This window comes from Neisseria leonii (genome assembly GCF_028776105.2).
Taxonomy (GTDB): Bacteria; Pseudomonadota; Gammaproteobacteria; order Burkholderiales; family Neisseriaceae; genus Neisseria; species Neisseria leonii.
The window spans coordinates 1,549,844-1,566,376 of the sequence record NZ_CP145606.1 but is presented as its reverse complement, the minus strand read 5'-3'; the positions used below and the strand labels follow the sequence as shown (position 1 = coordinate 1,566,376).

At 54.0% G+C, this 16,533-nt stretch carries 17 protein-coding genes; all 17 read left to right on the top strand.

Annotated features, from left to right (window positions below; all coding sequences use genetic code 11):
- Positions 1-47: 47 nt before the first annotated feature.
- Positions 48-638 carry an NADH-quinone oxidoreductase subunit C gene (locus ORY85_RS07450; RefSeq protein WP_274571984.1) on the top strand — a complete coding sequence of 197 codons (591 nt, stop codon included), beginning with the start codon at positions 48-50 and terminating at the stop codon, positions 636-638.
- Positions 628-1,884 carry an NADH-quinone oxidoreductase subunit D gene (locus tag ORY85_RS07445; protein ID WP_274571983.1) on the top strand — a complete coding sequence of 419 codons (1,257 nt, stop codon included), beginning with the start codon at positions 628-630 and terminating at the stop codon, positions 1,882-1,884. The genes ORY85_RS07450 and ORY85_RS07445 overlap by 11 nt, the downstream gene beginning before the upstream one ends.
- 35 nt (positions 1,885-1,919) lie before the next feature.
- On the top strand, positions 1,920-2,240 hold the full coding sequence (locus ORY85_RS07440) for a hypothetical protein (protein ID WP_274571982.1): 321 nt from the start codon (positions 1,920-1,922) through the stop codon (positions 2,238-2,240).
- A 43-nt stretch (positions 2,241-2,283) separates the two neighbouring features.
- Positions 2,284-2,757 carry an NADH-quinone oxidoreductase subunit NuoE gene (gene nuoE, locus ORY85_RS07435; RefSeq protein WP_274571981.1) on the top strand — a complete coding sequence of 158 codons (474 nt, stop codon included), beginning with the start codon at positions 2,284-2,286 and terminating at the stop codon, positions 2,755-2,757.
- Between the two features lie 74 nt (positions 2,758-2,831).
- On the top strand, positions 2,832-3,974 hold the full coding sequence (locus ORY85_RS07430) for an ImmA/IrrE family metallo-endopeptidase (RefSeq protein WP_274571980.1): 1,143 nt from the start codon (positions 2,832-2,834) through the stop codon (positions 3,972-3,974).
- On the top strand, positions 3,974-4,486 hold the full coding sequence (locus ORY85_RS07425) for a DUF4411 family protein (RefSeq protein WP_274571979.1): 513 nt from the start codon (positions 3,974-3,976) through the stop codon (positions 4,484-4,486). The genes ORY85_RS07430 and ORY85_RS07425 overlap by 1 nt, the downstream gene beginning before the upstream one ends.
- A gap of 203 nt (positions 4,487-4,689) precedes the next feature.
- Positions 4,690-5,991, top strand: a complete 1,302-nt coding sequence (nuoF, locus tag ORY85_RS07420; RefSeq protein ID WP_274571978.1) for an NADH-quinone oxidoreductase subunit NuoF — start codon at positions 4,690-4,692, stop codon at positions 5,989-5,991.
- A gap of 189 nt (positions 5,992-6,180) precedes the next feature.
- The gene (locus ORY85_RS07415) at positions 6,181-6,621 is read left to right on the top strand and encodes a hypothetical protein (protein WP_274571977.1); all 441 of its coding nucleotides are present in this window, start codon (positions 6,181-6,183) and stop codon (positions 6,619-6,621) included.
- Positions 6,622-6,690: 69 nt separating this feature from the next.
- Entirely contained in the window at positions 6,691-8,943 is a 2,253-nt protein-coding gene (gene nuoG, locus ORY85_RS07410) for an NADH-quinone oxidoreductase subunit NuoG (RefSeq protein WP_274571976.1), read from the top strand.
- Positions 8,943-9,995, top strand: a complete 1,053-nt coding sequence (nuoH, locus tag ORY85_RS07405) for an NADH-quinone oxidoreductase subunit NuoH (protein WP_405030326.1) — start codon at positions 8,943-8,945, stop codon at positions 9,993-9,995. The genes nuoG and nuoH overlap by 1 nt, the downstream gene beginning before the upstream one ends.
- A 3-nt stretch (positions 9,996-9,998) precedes the next feature.
- Positions 9,999-10,406, top strand: a complete 408-nt coding sequence (locus tag ORY85_RS07400) for an ACT domain-containing protein (RefSeq protein WP_274571975.1) — start codon at positions 9,999-10,001, stop codon at positions 10,404-10,406.
- A 112-nt stretch (positions 10,407-10,518) separates the two neighbouring features.
- On the top strand, positions 10,519-10,998 hold the full coding sequence (gene nuoI / locus ORY85_RS07395; RefSeq protein WP_274571974.1) for an NADH-quinone oxidoreductase subunit NuoI: 480 nt from the start codon (positions 10,519-10,521) through the stop codon (positions 10,996-10,998).
- Between the two features lie 179 nt (positions 10,999-11,177).
- Positions 11,178-11,825, top strand: coding sequence for an NADH-quinone oxidoreductase subunit J (locus tag ORY85_RS07390; RefSeq protein ID WP_274571973.1), 648 nt, complete (start codon positions 11,178-11,180; stop codon positions 11,823-11,825).
- Positions 11,822-12,127 (top strand): NADH-quinone oxidoreductase subunit NuoK, encoded by a 306-nt coding sequence (gene nuoK, locus ORY85_RS07385; RefSeq protein WP_274571972.1) that lies wholly within the window; start codon positions 11,822-11,824, stop codon positions 12,125-12,127. Before ORY85_RS07390 ends, nuoK begins: the two co-directional genes overlap by 4 nt.
- Before the next feature lie 96 nt (positions 12,128-12,223).
- Positions 12,224-14,248, top strand: coding sequence for an NADH-quinone oxidoreductase subunit L (nuoL, locus tag ORY85_RS07380; protein WP_274571971.1), 2,025 nt, complete (start codon positions 12,224-12,226; stop codon positions 14,246-14,248).
- Between the two features lie 153 nt (positions 14,249-14,401).
- Complete coding sequence (locus ORY85_RS07375) at positions 14,402-14,959, top strand: cysteine hydrolase family protein (RefSeq protein WP_274571970.1); 558 nt, start codon at positions 14,402-14,404, stop codon at positions 14,957-14,959.
- 66 nt (positions 14,960-15,025) lie between these two features.
- Positions 15,026-16,525, top strand: a complete 1,500-nt coding sequence (locus tag ORY85_RS07370; RefSeq protein WP_274571969.1) for an NADH-quinone oxidoreductase subunit M — start codon at positions 15,026-15,028, stop codon at positions 16,523-16,525.
- The last annotated feature ends 8 nt before the right edge of the window (positions 16,526-16,533 follow it).

Genomic DNA, 16,533 nt, shown 5'->3' with positions numbered 1-16,533 from the left:
GACGGCCTTTGCGGTCTGCGCACTGCTGCAAATTGGGGCTTTGAGAAATGGATTTGGAAGATTTGCAACGCGCCGTCCTGGAAATATTGGGCGGCAAGGCAGCCGGTGTGTCGTGTGCTTTGGGCGAAATAACCGTCGAGTGCGCTGCCGGAGATTACACAGAGGTCATGCGCACTTTGCGCGACCACGAAGCCCTGCATTTTGAATCGCTGATTGATTTGTGCGGCGTGGATTACAGTACCTACAAAAACGAAGCGTGGACGGGGCGGCGTTTTGCCGTGGTCAGCCACTTGTTGTCCGTCAGACACAACCGCCGTATCCGCGTACGCGTTTGGGCGGAAAACGACGATTTGCCGGTGGTCGATTCGGTAACCGGCATTTACAGCAGTGCCGACTGGTATGAGCGCGAAGCCTTCGATTTGTACGGCATTCTGTTCAACAACCACCCCGATTTGCGCCGCATCCTGACCGATTACGGCTTTGTCGGCCACCCTTTCCGCAAAGACTTCCCGATTTCCGGCCATGTGGAAATGCGTTACGACGAAGCGGAAAAGCGCGTGATTTACCAACCTGTTACCATCGAGCCGCGCGAAATTACGCCGCGCATTGTCCGCGAGGAGCATTACGGTGGCCACTAAACTCAGAAACTACACCATCAACTTCGGCCCGCAGCACCCCGCCGCCCACGGCGTATTGCGCATGATTTTGGAGTTGGAGGGCGAAACCATCGTCCGCGCCGACCCGCATATCGGCCTGCTGCACCGCGGCACCGAAAAACTGGCCGAAACGCGCACCTATCTGCAAACCCTGCCGTATATGGACCGTTTGGACTACGTATCCATGATGGTGAACGAGCAGGCCTATTGTCTGGCGGTGGAAAAACTGGCGGGTATCGACGTGCCGTTGCGTGCGCAGTATATCCGCGTGATGTTTGCCGAAGTTACCCGTATCCTCAACCATCTGATGGGTATCGGTTCGCATGCGCTCGACATCGGCGCGATGACGGTATTTCTCTATGCCTTCCGCGAGCGCGAAGAGCTGATGGATTTATACGAAGCCGTTTCCGGCGCGCGTATGCACGCAGCCTATTTCCGCCCCGGCGGCGTGTACCGCGACCTGCCCGATTTCATGCCCAAATATGAGTCGAGCAAATTCCGCAATGCCAAGGTATTGAAAAAACTCAACGAAGCGCGCGAAGGGACGATGCTCGATTTTATCGATGCCTTTACCCAACGTTTCCCCGCCTGCGTGGACGAATACGAAAGCCTGCTGACCGACAACCGCATCTGGAAACAGCGTACCGTCGGCATCGGTGTGGTATCGCCCGAGCGCGCGCTGCAAAAAGGCTTTACCGGCGTGATGCTGCGCGGTTCGGGCATCGAGTGGGATATCCGCAAAAAAGCCCCGTACGATGCCTATGCGGACATGGATTTCGACATTCCCGTCGGCCTCAACGGCGACTGCTACGACCGCTATCTCTGCCGCATCAACGAGATGCGCCAATCCAACCGCATTATCAAACAATGTGTCGATTGGCTGCGTGCCAATCCCGGCCCGGTGATTACGGAAAACCACAAATTCGCTCCGCCCAAACGTGCCGATATGAAAGAAGGCATGGAAGATTTGATCCACCACTTCAAGCTGTTTACCGAAGGTATGCACGTTCCCGAAGGCGAAACCTATACGGCCGTGGAACACCCCAAAGGCGAGTTCGGCATCTACCTGATTTCAGACGGCGCCAACAAGCCCTACCGCCTGAAAATCCGCGCCCCCGGCTTTGCCCACCTGCAAGGCATGGACGAAATGGCGCGCGGTCATATGCTGGCCGACGTGGTGGCCATTATCGGTACACAGGACATCGTGTTCGGCGAAGTGGACCGATAGGCGGCCGGAACAATAAAAAACAGGACTCAGGCGCAATGAAAAACAGGATTCCGTCAGCGGTTTTCGGTGTGGCGGCGGCAGCCGTTTTAACTGCCTGCGGCACGGTGTCCGCCAACCCTTGGCGTACGGATTGTCCCGAGCCGGTTACAGACGGCCGGGGCGTGCTGGCAATCAAAAACGGCCGGACACTGAAATGCCAAATCAAAGTGTTCACATCCAATATGGCCTGCACCGACAAAATCACCAACCCGGCCGGAGACGACGGTTATGCCTGTACGAATGCCGCCAACGAGGGCGCAGTATTCTTTTTCGATAAAAACGGCGTATTGAAAAGCCATGAGTTTTTGCAGCGTTAAAAACCTTACAAGAACAAACAGATAAGCAAGGCAGATACAAACCATGTTGTCCGCAGAATCTTTACAGCAGATTGATACCGAGCTGGCCAAATATCCGGCCGATCAACGCCGCAGCGCGATTATGGGCGCATTGCGTATCGCTCAAACGGAAAAGGGCTGGCTGAGCGTCGAAACGATTGAATATGTTGCCGGTTATGTCGGCATTCCGCCTGCCGCTGCCTACGAAGTCGCCACGTTTTACAATATGTACGACCTTGCCCCCGTCGGCAAATACAAACTCACCGTCTGCACCAACCTGCCCTGCGCCCTGCGCGGCGGTGTCGATGCGGCCGATTATCTGAAAAGCAAACTCGGTATCGGCTTCGGCGAAACCACGCCCGACGGCAGATTTACGCTGTTGGAAGGCGAATGTATGGGCGCGTGCGGCGATGCCCCCGTGATGCTGCTGAACAACCACAAAATGTGCAGCTTTATGACCGAAGAGGCGATTGAGAAGAAATTGGCGGAGTTACAGTAAAGGCCGTCTGAAAAATTTTCTAGCCACAATAGATATAGATTAAGTCGTAAGGCTAAAATTGATATGGAATCGCGATGAGCAGCATAGATTACCATGTGTCCACCGCTATGTTGGATTGGATAGCTGAGACGCAAGCCACTGACAGAAATGGCTTGGCAGGGCTTATTGCGCCTAAAAAACGTCAAAAATTTCTTGAAGGCATTATTAACCAAAGTCAGGCTGACAAGTTGATTAAGATGGCAAATATCCCATTCGGCTTTCTCTTTTTGAAACAGCCGCCGTCTGAAAATTTTGGGAAACCGTCTTTGCCTGACTTCCGTATTGTTCAAGATAGTGAGCCATTGTCCGCAGATTTTTATACAGTATTAAGCGATATTAACGACAAAGTTGATTGGTATCGCGATTATTTGAGTCAAACTGACAGGCTGCCTGAAAATTTACCGTTTGTTGGCAAATTTAGTTTGAAAAATACGGCAGAAAAGATTGCTGCTGATATTGCAGAAACTATTGGTTATGATGTAACCGAACGTCGAAAACTCAGTAAAGATGGGTATTTCAGTTATATCAGTAGTTTATTGGAGCAAGTTGGAATTTTAGTATTTAAAAATGGAATTGTTGGCAGTAATACGCACAAAAAATTAAATGTATGCGAGTTTCGTGGCTTTGCTATCGCTGATAAGCAAGTACCTGCCATTTTTATCAATGGAGCAGATGCGGCATCTGCACAACTATTTACTTTGTTGCATGAAACGGCACATATTTGGTTGGGAGTAAGTGGCGTTTCTAATCCAGACCCAACCAATGAAAATAAAACTGAGCAACTTTGCAACCGTGTTGCTGCAGAATTTCTTGTTCCAAGTAGCGAATTCACAAGTGCATGGAAATCTGAAACGAGCATTGAAGAAAATCTAGAAAGATTAGCAAGACAGTTTCATGTTAGTAAATATGTGATTGTTATTAAAGCTTATCAAAATAAACTGATAACTCTACAAGAGTGGCGGAAAATTCGGCAAGAGGTATTAAGCACTCCAAAAAAAGAAGGTACTGGTGGAAATCCTTATGCCAACATTCCGTTACGCAACAGTAAGAGATTTACTCAGACCGTTTTACGGGCGGCGATGGGTAAAGAAATCTTGTTAAGAGAAGGTGCAAAGTTATTGAATACGACACCGGCGACAATGGTTGAACTTTATAAACGTAATAAAGGGAAAGATTGATGGAGCGTTATTTGTTAGATAGCAATATTTTCATTCAGTCATCTTTCTTAGAATATCGTTTCTCATTTTGTGGTGGTTTTTGGGAGTTGCTGGAAATGTTGCATAATGCAGGGAAAGTGTTTTCTATTCGTGCGGTAAAGCAGGAGTTGACTAAGAAAGATGATAAGTTAGCGCAATGGATAGGGATGTTGCCTGATGAGTTCTTCCGCGATGAAAGAACGAAAGAAGCTCAAGTTTGTTATGGTGAATTAATGAATTGGGCAGTAAGTAACTCACAATTTACAGAGACAGCTAAAAATAAATTTGCTTCTGAACATGCAGATCCATGGTTGGTTTCATATGCGGCAGCAAATGGCATGAAAATTGTTACGCATGAAAGATATGACCCTAATATTAAAAAATCAGTAAAAATTCCAAATGCAGCTAAACAAGTTGGAGTGGAATGCGTGGATTTATATGATTTTTTGGAGTTGGTCTCAGAAAATAATTTCCAAATGAAAAAATTTGAGTAAGTAAGAAAGTTATGTCTTAAAAGTCGGTAAAGTTCCAAGCGGCGTAGGCTGGGCATTTTGGGAATGTTTTGTCGAGCATCATGCCCGATCTACAGATCGAAAGGCCGTCTGAAACTTTTCAGACAAGCATATAAAACTAAAACAAAATAGGCTACCGACAGCCGACTGAACCGTAATTGATTAAAAAACGCATAGGCACACAAATGGCTATTTACCGATCCGGCGTGATTTTCGACCAAGTCGATACCCGCCAACCCGACTGCTGGACGCTGGCCGCCTACGAGGCGCGCGGCGGTTATCGGGCTTTGCGCAAGATTCTGGCCGAAAACATTCCGCAAACCGGAGTGATTGAAGAAGTGAAAGCTTCCGGCCTGCGCGGGCGCGGCGGTGCGGGCTTCCCCACCGGCCTGAAATGGAGCTTTATGCCCCGTTCGTTTCCCGGCACCAAATATGTCGTCTGCAACACCGATGAGGGCGAGCCCGGCACATTCAAAGACCGCGACATTATTATGTTCAATCCGCACGCCTTAATCGAAGGCATGATTATTGCGGGTTACGCCATGGGCGCGGCGGCGGGCTACAACTATATCCACGGTGAAATTTTCGAGGGCTACCAACGCTTTGAAGCCGCGTTGGCCGAAGCCCGCCAAGCCGGACTGCTCGGCAGCAATATTCTGGGTACGGGTTTTTCATTCGAGCTGTTTGCCGCCCACGGCTACGGTGCCTACATCTGCGGCGAAGAAACCGCCCTGCTGGAATCGCTGGAAGGCAAAAAAGGCCAGCCGCGCTTCAAACCGCCGTTCCCCGCTTCATACGGCCTCTACGGCAAACCCACCACCATCAACAACACCGAAACATTCGCTTCTGTGCCGTTTATTATCCGCGACGGCGGCCAGACCTTTGCCGACAAAGGCTGCGTCAATGCGGGCGGTACCAAGCTGTTTTCCGTTTCCGGCCACGTGGAACGCCCCGGCAACTATGAAATCCCGCTGGGTACGCCGTTTGCCGAGCTGCTGGACATGGCAGGCGGTATGCGCGGCGGCAAAAAACTCAAAGCCGTGATTCCCGGCGGATCGTCCGCACCCGTTTTGCCCGCCGACATCATGATGGGGCTGACCATGGATTACGATGCCATCGCCAAAGCCGGTTCGATGCTCGGGTCGGGCGCAGTCATCGTGATGGACGAAGACGTGTGCATGGTGAAAGCCTTGGAGCGTTTGAGCTATTTCTATTTTGAAGAATCCTGCGGCCAATGCACCCCCTGCCGCGAAGGCACGGGCTGGCTTTACCGCGTCGTCCACCGCATAGCCACGGGCAAAGGCCGTCCCGAAGATTTGGACCTGCTCGATTCCGTGGGCAACAACATGGCCGGGCGCACCATCTGCGCATTGGCCGATGCGGCCGTTTTCCCCGTGCGCAGCTTTACCAAACACTTCCGCCACGAGTTCGAGCACTACATCGAACATGGCAAACCGATGAAGGCGCATCAGTGGGGCGGCTGGTAATTCAGACGGCCTCAAACCGAAAATCTGTATCCTGGTGAAAGCGGGTGTTTGCGATGAATCCATTTGTCCTGATTGCCGCGGTTTTTCTGCTGGCTGCGTGCTATCCGCATTGAGGCGGGAAAGAAACGGTATTTCCGATACGGGATTAGGCCGTCTGAAAACAGCAAACGAAATGGTCAAACAATAAAAATGAAGAAATTTATCCTGTTGCTTTTGGTGCCGCTGCTGGCGGCGTGTTCCGCAATCGATGTGAAGCGTTTCGACGAAGCGGCTTTGGCGGAAGTCAAACAAATCTGTGTACGCGACACTTATGGAAACCGGATGCCGCACCTGGCACAGGAACTGGCCGCCAGTTTCCAAAGGGCCGGAGTCAGTGCCGAAATCCAATCCGTTCAGGAAGGCTTGTCGGACTGCCGCTATCTTCTGAACGGTAAGGTGAAAGGCGGCGGGGACGGCCGGATTAAGCGCAGTAAATTCACCATCGTGGAAAATACGGGCGAGCGCCGCCGGCCTTTGACAACCGTGGTTTACTATACGCGCAATGAGGAAAAGCAGTTGGCCCAAGAGCAGGGTTTGACCGGCCAGACGGACCGGATCGTACAGCTGCTGCTGGGACAGGCGCAGGAATAAATCTGTGGGGCTGATGGTGTCCCGGAAATGAAATATCAATAAAATCAGAACGTAACTAGGAAACACACCATGTTACAAATCGAAATCGACGGCAAACAGATTGCGGTGGAGCAGGGCGCGACGGTCATCGAAGCGGCGCACAAGCTCGGCACTTATATCCCGCATTTCTGCTACCACAAAAAACTGTCCATCGCCGCCAACTGCCGCATGTGTCTGGTGGAAGTGGAAAAAGCACCCAAGCCGCTGCCTGCCTGTGCCACGCCGGTTACAGACGGCATGGTGGTGCACACCCATTCGCCCAAAGCCAAAGAAGCGCAGCAGGGCGTGATGGAGTTTCTGCTGATCAATCACCCGCTGGACTGCCCGATTTGCGATCAGGGCGGCGAATGCCAATTGCAGGATTTGTCGGTGGGTTACGGCAAAACCGCCAGCCGCTATACCGAAGAAAAACGCTCGGTAACACCCAAAGACATGGGGCCTTTGGTTTCTGCTGCCGAAATGAGCCGCTGTATCCACTGCACCCGCTGTGTGCGCTTTACCGAAGAAATTGCCGGTATGCAGGAAATCGCGATGGCCAACCGCGGCGAGTTTTCCGAAATCATGCCCTTTGTCGGCAAAGCGGTGGAAAGCGAACTTTCGGGCAACGTGATTGATTTGTGCCCCGTCGGCGCGCTGACCAGCAAACCGTTCCGTTACGATGCGCGTTCGTGGGAATTGAGCCGCCGCAAAACCGTTTCACCGCACGATGCCTTGGGCAGCAACCTGATTGTGCAGACCAAAGAACACACCGTGCGCCGCGTCCTGCCCCTGGAAAACGAAGCGGTGAACGAATGCTGGATTGCCGACCGCGACCGTTTCGCCTACGAAGGTCTGTATCACGAAAGCCGTCTGAAAACGCCGAAAATCAAACACGACGGCCAATGGCACGAAGTGGATTGGCCGACCGCGCTGGATTATGTGAAAAAAACGCTGGAATGTATCCAAAAATCAGACGGCCGAGATGCGGTGGGCATTTGGGCCAATCCGGCCAATACGCTGGAAGAGCTGTATCTGACTCAGAAACTGGCACGCGGTTTGGGCATCAGGCATCTGGCTGCCCGTCTGCGCGAGCAGGATATGCGCGTGTCGGCCGCATTGCAGGGCGCGGCATGGCTGGGTCAGTCGATTGAAGACTTGGCGGCCAACGAAGCCGTGCTGATTATCGGCTCGACCCTGCGTCAAGAGCAGCCGCTCTTAACCGCCCGCCTGCGCCGTGCGGCCAAAAACGGCATGGCGTTGAGCATTGTGGCGGCACAGAAAGAAACCCTGCATATGCCGTTGGACGCACAGGAAGTGCTGCACCCGAACGACTGGGCGGGTTTCGTAGCCGGTTTGGCCGAAGCGGAAAGCAGTTATATTACCGGCGCATTGTCGCAGGCCGCCCGTGCGGCCGTGCTGCTGGGCGCAGAAGCGCAGAACCACCCCGATTATGCCGCCATTTATGCCGCCGCTCAGGATTTGGCGGAGCGCACCGGTGCGACTTTGGGCATTCTGCCGCAGGCGGCCAACAGTGTCGGCGCGGAACGGCTGGCATTCGACAGCGGCGACAGTATCGCGCAGATGACGGCTTCGCCCAAACAGGCTGTTTGGCTGATGAATGTGGAGCCGGACATCGACACCGCAGGCGGGCGTGCCGCCGTGGAAGCTTTGAAACAGGCCCAAAGCGTGATGGCGTTCAGCGCGTATGAAAGCGACGTATTGCGCGAAGTGTGCGATATTCTGCTGCCGGTTGCGCCTTCGGCCGAAACTTCGGGCAGCTTTATCAACATGGAAGGCCGTCTGCAGTCGTTCCACGGCGTAGTGCGCGGCTTGGGCGAATCGCGCCCGCTGTGGAAAGTGCTGCGCGTGTTGGGCAATGTGTTCGGTTTGGACGGCTTTGATTTCGACAACAGCGAGAGCGTGTTGAAAGAAGCCGTGCCGCGCCTGATCGATATGGACAACCGTGCCGCGTTGTCTGCGTCTGCCGCACGATACACGGCGGCGCAACTGGTGCGCACCGGCGGTACGGCGATTTACAGCAGCGATGCCCAAGTCCGCCGTTCCGCACCCTTGCAGGCCACCGTGCAGGCGGCCGTACCTGCCGCCCGCGTACACAGCCGGACGCTGGCCGTACTCGGCTTTTCAGACGGCCAAACCGTTCTGGCTAAAAGCGGCGCGGGGGCGGTAAACGTTGTGCTGGCTGCCGATGACGGCCTGCCGGAAAATGTGGTGCATCTGCCGCTTTATCCCGCGCTGGCGGATTTGGGCGGCATGATGAATGCAATCGAATTGGCAGGAGCCTGATGATGCAAGATTTTTTCCAGTCTTTATTGGGTAACGATTTGGGACTGATTGTGTCGATTATCGTCAAAATCGTCATCATTCTGGCACCGCTGATTCTGACCGTGGCCTATCTGACTTATTTCGAGCGCAAAGTCATCGGCTATATGCAGCTGCGCGTCGGCCCCAACGTGACCGGCCCGTTCGGCCTGATCCAGCCGTTTGCCGACGTATTGAAACTGCTGTTTAAGGAAGTGACCCGCCCGAAACTGTCGAACAAAGCCCTGTTCTATATCGGGCCGATGATGTCGCTGATGCCGGCGTTTGCCGCATGGGCGGTGATTCCGTTTAATGAAGAATGGCTGCTGACCAATGTCGATGCCGGTCTGCTGTTTATCCTGATGATTACTTCGCTGTCGGTGTACGGAACCATTATCGCGGGCTGGGCTTCCAATTCCAAATATGCGTTTCTCGGCGCGATGCGCTCTTCCGCGCAAACCATTTCGTATGAAATTGCCATGGGCGCGGCTTTGGTGTGCGTGGTGATGGTGTCGGGCAGCCTGAACTTTAACGAAATTGTGGCGGCGCAGGCAGAGGGTATGGCGGGCGGTTCGCTGTTTTCGTGGAACTGGTTCGCGCTCTTTCCCGCCTTTGTGGTGTACCTGATTTCCGCCGTGGCCGAAACCAACCGCGCCCCGTTCGACGTGGCCGAGGGCGAAAGCGAAATCGTGGCGGGTTTCCATGTGGAATACTCCGGCTTTGCTTTCGCGCTGTTTTTCTTGGCCGAATACATTTTCATGATTCTGATTGCCGCACTGACCGCACTGATGTTCTTCGGCGGCTGGCTGTCGCCTTTCCCGCAGAGCTGGGGCATGATCGGCGCGCCGTCGGCACTCTGGATGTTCGCGAAAATGGCCGCCGTGCTGTATTTCTACCTGTGGATCCGTGCCACTTTCCCGCGCTACCGCTACGACCAAATCATGCGCTTGGGCTGGAAAGTGCTGATTCCCGTGGGTTTTGTCTGCATTGTGGTTTTGGCGGCCTGGATGGCTTCGCCGTTGAGCTTGTGGAAATAAAGAATGGGCGGCGCGATTCGTGATTTAACCGTTCTGCTGCGCTCGATGGAGCCGGTATGGAACGAGGGCGTGTACGCTTTCGCTACGGTTTCCGATGCCGCCGCTGCCGGTTTGGATTGGCGCGATGTGGTGGCCAGCATTCGGGAGCGGGAAGGGCTGTCGGTGGTGATGGCCGAACCGCTGCTGCGCCAATACGGCCTGACCAGCCATTTCCGCGCGGCATGGATTACGTTGAATGTGCATTCCGATTTGGCCGCCGTCGGCCTGACGGCCGCGTTTGCCGCCGCGCTGGGCGAGGCACAAATCAGCTGCAATGTGGTGGCGGGAAACTGCCACGACCATATTTTTGTCCCTTATGGGGAAGCAGAAGCGGCGATGGCGGTTCTGCGGCGTTTGCAGCAGGCAGTCTGACCGTCTTTCAGACGGCCTGAAAAACAACAGAAAACGAATCCGGCGGTTGAAGCAGTTCAGGCCGTCTGAAACTACGATAAACCACACCCCGAACCAAAAGGGTTAAACCAAAATGGCAAATTTAGTCAAAACTTTCCTGCTGGGCGAGCTGGTTAAAGGTATGGGCGTTACGCTCAAAAACTTTTTCGCCCGCAAGGAAACGATTATGTTTCCCGAAGAGAAAACGCCGCAGTCGGTGCGTTTCCGCGGCCTGCACGCGCAACGCCGCTACCCGAACGGGGAAGAACGCTGCATCGCCTGCAAACTGTGCGAGGCCGTCTGTCCCGCCATGGCGATCAATATCGAAAGCGAGCAGCGCGAAGACGGTACCCGCCGCACCACCCGCTACGACATCGATTTAACCAAATGTATTTTCTGCGGTTTCTGCGAAGAAGCCTGCCCGACCGATGCGATTGTCGAGACCCATATTCTGGAATACCACGGCGAAAAACGCGGCGACCTGTATTACACCAAGCCCATGCTGCTGGCCGTCGGCGACCGCTACGAAGCCGAAATCGCCAAACGCAAAGCAGCCGACGCGCCGTACCGTTAAATGAAAAGCGGTGCAGATGATGGAAACCGCCTGCGCCGCTGCCATGCCGTCTGAAATACCGGATATTGCGCCATGCCCGAGGGCGGCGGGTTGGCTGAGTGTGTCAGCCGCCGTTTTCAGACGGCCAAACGGCAAAACCGTTTGCCGCCATATGCTATCCAACGATAAAGAGCACGTTTATGACTTTCTCCCTGATTCTGTTTTATATACTGGCTGCCGTGATTTTATTCGGCGCGGTGAAAACCGTTACCGCGAAAAACCCGGTACACGCGTCGCTGTATCTGGTGCTCACATTCTGTATCAGCGCGATGATGTGGATGCTGATGCAGGCCGAGTTTCTGGGCATCACGCTGGTGGTGGTGTATGTCGGGGCGGTGATGGTGCTGTTCCTGTTTGTCGTGATGATGCTCAATATCGACATCGAAGAAATGCGCGCGGGCTTTTGGCGCCATGCGCCGGCGGCGTTTACCGTGGGCATATTGATGGCGGCGGTGCTGTTGCTGGTATTGCTCGCGCCGCAAACCAATCTGGCCGCTTTCGGCGAAATGGCCGATATTCCCGCCGATTACAGCAATGTGCGCGATTTGGGCTTGCAGCTTTATACCGTTTATCTGCTGCCTTTCGAGCTGGCGGCGGTGCTGCTGTTACTGGGTATGGTGGCGGCGATTGCATTGGTACACCGCAAAACCTTTAATCCCAAGCGCATCAATCCGGCCGATCAAGTGAAAGTGGACGCGAAACAGGGCCGTCTGAAAATGGTGAAAATGGACGCGGTAACGCAGAAAACGGCCGTACCGGCCGAAACCGCCGGGGAGGGCGAAGCATGATTACGGTAACGCATTATCTGGTTCTGGCCGCGCTTTTGTTCGGAATCAGCGCGATGGGTATTTTTATGAACCGCAAAAATGTGCTGATTCTTTTGATGTCTATCGAACTGATGCTGTTGGCGGTCAATTTCAACTTCATCGCCTTTTCGCAATATCTGGGCGATACCGCAGGCCAAGTGTTCGTATTCTTTATTCTCACGGTGGCGGCGGCCGAATCGGCCATCGGGCTGGCGATTATGGTGCTGGTGTACCGCAACCGGCATACGATTAACGTAACCGATTTGAATACCCTGCGCGGCTGACGGGTCGAGGCCGTCTGAAAAGCGGCCGTCTGCGGTTGCGGCAGACCATACCGACCACGAAACCCTTAACCCCACCCAAGCTGATAAGGTTAAAAAATGACTGATATGACTTTATATCTCACCATCGCGCTGCTGCCTTTGGCAGGCTGTCTGCTGGCCGGCCTGTTCGGCAGCCGGATCGGCCGTGCGGGTGCGCATACGGCCACCATACTCGGCGTGGCCGCTTCGGCCGTGTTGTCGATGTATGTGCTGTGGGGCTTTATCGACGGTTCGCGCGCGAAGTTCGACGAGAATGTGTACACCTGGCTGACGATGGGCGGCGTGGATTTTTCGGTGGGCTTTCTGGTCGATACCTTAACCGCGATGATGATGGTAGTGGTCACGTTTGTGTCGCTGATGGTGCATATCTACACCATCGGCTATATGAAGGACGAAGCGGTCGGCTACCAACGCTTTTTCAGCTATATCTCGCTGTTTACATTCAGTATGTTGATGCTGATTATGAGCAATAACTTTATCCAGCTGTTCTTCGGCTGGGAAGCGGTGGGCTTGGTGTCTTATCTGCTGATCGGGTTTTATTTCAAACGCGAAAGCGCGATTTTTGCCAACCTGAAAGCGTTTTTGGTGAACCGTGTCGGCGATTTCGGCTTTATTCTCGGTATCGGACTGGTGCTGGCCTATTTCGGCGGCAGCCTGCGTTATGCCGATGTGTTCGCCTATCTGCCGCAGATTCAGACGGCGACGATTTCTTTCTTTCCCGGAGTGGAATGGAGTCTGGTAACGGTTACCTGCCTGCTGCTGTTTGTCGGCGCGATGGGTAAATCTGCCCAGTTCCCGCTGCACGTCTGGCTGCCCGATTCGATGGAAGGCCCGACGCCGATTTCCGCGCTGATTCACGCGGCGACGATGGTAACCGCCGGTCTGTTTATGGTGTCGCGCATGTCGCCGATGTACGAGATGAGTACCACTGCCCTGTCCGTGATTATGGTGATCGGTGCGATTACCGCCCTGTTTATGGGCTTTCTCGGGATTATCCAAAACGACATCAAGCACGTTGTGGCCTATTCCACCCTGTCGCAACTGGGCTATATGACGGTGGCACTCGGCGCATCGGCCTATTCGGCGGCCATGTTCCATGTGATGACCCATGCCTTCTTCAAAGCCCTGCTGTTTCTGGCGGCGGGCAGCGCGATTATCGGTATGCACCACGATCAGGATATGCGCCATATGGGCAACCTGAAAAAATACATGCCGATTACGTGGATCACCATGCTGCTGGGCAATCTCGCCCTCATCGGCACGCCGTTTTTCTCCGGCTTCTATTCCAAAGATTCGATTATCGAAGCGGCCAGAAACAGCACCATTCCCGGCAGCACGTTTGCCTATTACGCCGTGCTGGCGAGCGTGTTCGTTACCGCTTTTTACGCTTTCCGCCAATATTTCATGGTGTTCCACGGCAAAGAAAAATGGCGCGAAATCGAGCATCATTCAGACGGCCATGACGACGGCCACCATCACGGCTTGGGCAAACACGACAACCCGCACGAAAGCCCTTGGGTGGTAACCGTGCCGCTGCTGCTTTTGGCCGTTCCGTCCGTCATTATCGGCTATATCGCCATCAAGCCCATGCTCTACGGCGACTTCTTCAAAGGCGTGATTTATGTCGATAGCGAAGCCCACCCGACCATGCGCATCATGGCCGAAGAATTTCTCGGCGCAACCGGCATGGCACTGCACAGCCTGCAAACGCCCGTGTTCTACCTGATGCTGGCGGGCGTGGCCGCCGCATGGCTGCTGTATGCCAAAGCCCCGCACCTGCCCGCCAAAATTCAGACGGCCGTCAAACCCGTTTACACCCTGCTGGAAAACAAATACTACCTGGACGCGCTCTATTTCAACGTTTTCGCCAAAGGCAGCCGCGCGCTGGGCAACTTCTTCTGGAAAGCCGTCGATACCCTGATCATCGACAACGGCGCAGTAAACGGCTCGGCCAAAGCCGTCGGCGCGCTGGCGGCTCGGGTGCGCAAAATGCAGACCGGCTTTATCTACACCTACGCCGCCATGATGGTGTTCGGCGTGTTGGTGCTGTTGGGATTGGTGTTCTGGCGTCTGTTTGCGTAGCAGAGTTTCAGACGGCCTTGATGGAGGTTGAGGCCGTCTGAAAACCGCTTGGCTTGAAATCAAAAACGGAGTGTTCCGGTTGGGGCGTTGTCGGATACGCAGTATCCGACCTACATGTAAGCTGAAATCGATCGGAAAGTAGGGAGTGGGTTTATGGAGATGGATCACAATACGGCACTGCTGCTCATCGATATGCAGCAGGGGTTCGACGATGTGGCCTACTGGGGCGGTGCGCGCAATAATCCGCAGGCCGAGCAGGCCGCACTCAAAGTTCTGGAAAAATTCCGCCAAGCCAATCTGCCCGTGATTCATATACGGCACGCCTCGACGCTGGCGCAGTCCCGTCTGAACCCGAATCATCAGGGTTTTGCGTTCAAGCCGGGGTTTGAGCCGAGAGACCATGAAACCGTATTTACCAAAAATGTCAATAGTGCGTTTATCGGTACGCGGCTGCATGATTATTTGCAGGAAAAGCAGATAGAGACATTATGGATTGCGGGTTTGACGACCGACCACTGTGTTTCGACAACCACACGCATGGCAGGCAATCTGGGTTATCGGGTTTATGTGTTGGCAGATGCAACGGCCACTTTCGACAAAGTCGGTATACATGGCGAGAAATTTGATGCGGAACTGATTCATCAAACCGCACTGGCCAGCCTGAACGGCGAGTTTGCGACGGTTGTCCAAAGTGCCGATATGATGGGATAGTGCCTTTCAGGCCGTCTGAAAAGCAATACGATAGATTTTGAATAAGAATAGAAACAGGCTTTAAATATGTTTTTCAATAACTTATTAAGCTGGGCAATTTGGCTGCCGATCGTGGCCGGTGTCTTGGTGCTGGCCACGGGCAGCGACAGCCGTGCGCCGCTGGCGCGGATATTGGCTTTCTGCGGCGCGTTGGCCGGATTTTTGGTTACGCTGCCGCTGTTTGCCGGTTTCGACCGTTTGAGCGGCGGTTATCAGTTCACCGAGTTTTACCGCTGGATTCCCGCGCTGAACATCAACTATGCTTTGGGTGTGGACGGCATTTCGGTGTTGTTTGTCATTCTGAATGCATTTATCACGCTGATGGTGGTGTTGGCCGGTTGGGAAGTGATTCAGAAGAAAACGGCGCAGTATATGGCGGCGTTTCTGATGATGAGCGGTCTGATTAACGGGGCGTTTGCCGCGCAGGACGCGATGCTGTTTTATGTGTTCTTCGAGGGAATGCTGATTCCGCTGTATCTGATTATCGGTATGTGGGGCGGCCCGCGCCGCGTGTATGCTTCGGTGAAGCTGTTTCTGTACACGCTGCTGGGTTCGCTTTTGATGCTGGTGGCACTGGTTTATCTGTCTTATCAGACGGGCGGCAGTTTTGCCATTGCGGATTTCCAGAATCTGAAACAGATTCCCTTGGGTGTGCAGCAGTTGCTGTTTATCGCATTTTTCCTGTCATTTGCCGTCAAAGTGCCGATGTTCCCGGTACACACCTGGCTGCCTGATGCCCACGTGGAGGCACCGACCGGCGGTTCGATGGTGTTGGCGGCGATTACGCTGAAAGTCGGGGCATACGGTTTTCTGCGCTTTATTCTGCCGATTCTGCCCGATGCTTCGCGCTATTTTGCGCCGGCGGTCATTGTGTTGAGCCTGATTGCGGTGGTGTATATCGGTTTGGTGGCTTTGGTGCAGACCGATATGAAAAAACTGGTGGCCTATTCTTCCATCAGCCATATGGGTTTTGTGACGCTGGGTCTGTTTCTGTTTATCGGCAACACTCTGGAACCGTGGGCACTGAAAGGTGCGGTTGTGCAGATGATTTCGCACGGTTTCGTGTCGGCGGCGATGTTTATGTGTATCGGCGTGATGTACGACCGCCTGCACACGCGCAATATCGCCGATTACGGCGGTGTGGTGAATGTGATGCCGAAATTTGCCGCCTTTATGATGCTGTTTGCCATGGCCAATGCGGGTCTGCCCGCGACATCGGGCTTTGTCGGCGAATTTATGGTGATTATGGGCGCGGTGCGCTACAACCTGCTGGTGGGCGCGCTGGCGGCGCTGACGCTGATTTTCGGCGCAGCTTATACGTTGTGGATGTATAAGCGTACCATTTTCGGTGAAATCACCAATCCCGAAGTGAAAACGCTCAAAGATATCAACTGCCGCGAGTTTGCCGTTCTGGCGGTATTGGCGGCGGCGGTGTTGGGCATGGGTTTGTGGCCGCAGCCGTTTATCGCAGTGGTGCATCAGGCGGCCGATCAGTTGATTGCCCAAGTGGCGCAAAGCAAGATTTGAGGTGGGTA

What these genes read in the sequence shown, in the direction of transcription:
- ORY85_RS07450 (WP_274571984.1), top strand. Translation starts at nt 48, where the DNA reads ATGGATTTGGAAGATTTGCAACGCGCCGTCCTGGAAATATTGGGCGGC.
- ORY85_RS07440 (WP_274571982.1), top strand. Translation starts at nt 1,920, where the DNA reads ATGAAAAACAGGATTCCGTCAGCGGTTTTCGGTGTGGCGGCGGCAGCC.
- nuoE (WP_274571981.1), top strand. Translation starts at nt 2,284, where the DNA reads ATGTTGTCCGCAGAATCTTTACAGCAGATTGATACCGAGCTGGCCAAA.
- ORY85_RS07430 (WP_274571980.1), top strand. Translation starts at nt 2,832, where the DNA reads ATGAGCAGCATAGATTACCATGTGTCCACCGCTATGTTGGATTGGATA.
- ORY85_RS07425 (WP_274571979.1), top strand. Translation starts at nt 3,974, where the DNA reads ATGGAGCGTTATTTGTTAGATAGCAATATTTTCATTCAGTCATCTTTC.
- nuoF (WP_274571978.1), top strand. Translation starts at nt 4,690, where the DNA reads ATGGCTATTTACCGATCCGGCGTGATTTTCGACCAAGTCGATACCCGC.
- ORY85_RS07415 (WP_274571977.1), top strand. Translation starts at nt 6,181, where the DNA reads ATGAAGAAATTTATCCTGTTGCTTTTGGTGCCGCTGCTGGCGGCGTGT.
- nuoG (WP_274571976.1), top strand. Translation starts at nt 6,691, where the DNA reads ATGTTACAAATCGAAATCGACGGCAAACAGATTGCGGTGGAGCAGGGC.
- nuoH (WP_405030326.1), top strand. Translation starts at nt 8,943, where the DNA reads ATGATGCAAGATTTTTTCCAGTCTTTATTGGGTAACGATTTGGGACTG.
- ORY85_RS07400 (WP_274571975.1), top strand. Translation starts at nt 9,999, where the DNA reads ATGGGCGGCGCGATTCGTGATTTAACCGTTCTGCTGCGCTCGATGGAG.
- nuoI (WP_274571974.1), top strand. Translation starts at nt 10,519, where the DNA reads ATGGCAAATTTAGTCAAAACTTTCCTGCTGGGCGAGCTGGTTAAAGGT.
- ORY85_RS07390 (WP_274571973.1), top strand. Translation starts at nt 11,178, where the DNA reads ATGACTTTCTCCCTGATTCTGTTTTATATACTGGCTGCCGTGATTTTA.
- nuoK (WP_274571972.1), top strand. Translation starts at nt 11,822, where the DNA reads ATGATTACGGTAACGCATTATCTGGTTCTGGCCGCGCTTTTGTTCGGA.
- nuoL (WP_274571971.1), top strand. Translation starts at nt 12,224, where the DNA reads ATGACTGATATGACTTTATATCTCACCATCGCGCTGCTGCCTTTGGCA.
- ORY85_RS07375 (WP_274571970.1), top strand. Translation starts at nt 14,402, where the DNA reads ATGGAGATGGATCACAATACGGCACTGCTGCTCATCGATATGCAGCAG.
- ORY85_RS07370 (WP_274571969.1), top strand. Translation starts at nt 15,026, where the DNA reads ATGTTTTTCAATAACTTATTAAGCTGGGCAATTTGGCTGCCGATCGTG.